This window comes from Microcystis sp. M53603_WE2, from assembly GCF_030065435.1.
The window spans coordinates 1-1,252 of sequence record NZ_JASJFF010000572.1 but is presented as its reverse complement, the minus strand read 5'-3'; the positions used below and the strand labels follow the sequence as shown (position 1 = coordinate 1,252).

The window sequence follows — 1,252 nt, the reverse complement described above, 5'->3', positions numbered from 1 at the left end:
TAATTGTAACCCAAGGATTATTAAATCTCTTAGATCAAGAACATTTACAAGCAGTTTTAGCCCACGAACAAGCTCACCAAGAATATCATGACACTTTCTGGTTTTTCTGGTTAGGTTGGTTGCGATCGATGTCTTCTTGGCTGCCCAATAGCGAGAATTTATGGTCAGAATTGGTCTTCTTGCGGGAATTGCGCGCCGATAAGTATGCTTCTGGACAAGTGGATTATTTACTATTAGCTGAATCGCTGCTTTTAGTGGCAGAAAAAGTTAATCAAGTAGCGGAAATAAGTTTCTCCGATAGTTGCTGTGTCGCTCTCAATGATCATTCTTTAAATAATCGTTTATTAGAGAGAATCGATGCTTTAGTCGAGTCAGAAAACCCCGAACTTCCCAGATTTAACTATCAAGTCTGGCTATTGCTTTCCCTCTCCCTCGCTCCTTTCTTACTCTTGCCTTTACACTCCTAAAAATGACCCTAGAAGTTGGACAAAAAGCCCCCGAATTTGCCACCCCCAACCAAAGGGGGGAAATTAGTAAATTAGCAGATTTTGCCGGTCAATGGTTGGTCTTATATTTTTATCCCAAAGATAACACTCCGGGCTGCAGCACAGAAGCGATCGATTTTACCGCTTTGTCGCCGCAATTTCAGCAATTAAATGCGGTAATTCTGGGAGTTAGTCCCGATTCAGAAAAGTCCCACTGTCGTTTTATTGAAAAACACAATTTAACTATTCAATTATTGAGCGATCCCGAACATCAACAGGCGGAAATTTATCAAGTCTGGGGATTAAAAAAATTTATGGGCAAGGAATATATGGGGATTAGACGCTCCACTTTCCTGATCGACCCCCGGGGAAATATTGCCTATATTTGGTCAAATGTCAAGGTAAAAGCCCATGCAGAAGCGGTTTTGAAAAAACTTGAGGAATTGCAGTAGGAAGCCCCTAGTAGTCGATTTTTTCTGGGTACTGATCGCGCTCTTTTAAGTACCTAAGCAAAATTAATTACACATCTAAGCCGTCAGACTTCGTCGTGAGATCAGTAGTTCGACAAGCTCACTAACATGAACACTTTTTGCTGTGATTAGTAAACAGTAATCAGTGATCAGTGAGGCTCTTCGGTTTGTGTTATGCAATGGACGGGGGTTATAAGGGATGGAACCCTTACATAGAAAGGCATTTAGCGATTTTTGTCAATTGTTTTTGCTCTAGAGCAAACTAATCAATTAAGTCTCTTACCAGATAAGGATTTA

2 protein-coding genes are annotated in these 1,252 nt (G+C 40.7%); both read left to right on the top strand.

Annotation, left to right across the window (positions count from 1 at the left end; translation table 11 throughout):
- Positions 1-467, top strand: a 467-nt coding sequence (locus PX481_RS12055) for a M56 family metallopeptidase (RefSeq protein ID WP_288094639.1), incomplete at its 5' end; no start/stop codon positions are given.
- A gap of 2 nt (positions 468-469) precedes the next feature.
- Positions 470-937, top strand: a complete 468-nt coding sequence (gene bcp / locus PX481_RS12050) for a thioredoxin-dependent thiol peroxidase (RefSeq protein ID WP_288027121.1) — start codon at positions 470-472, stop codon at positions 935-937.
- The last annotated feature ends 315 nt before the right edge of the window (positions 938-1,252 follow it).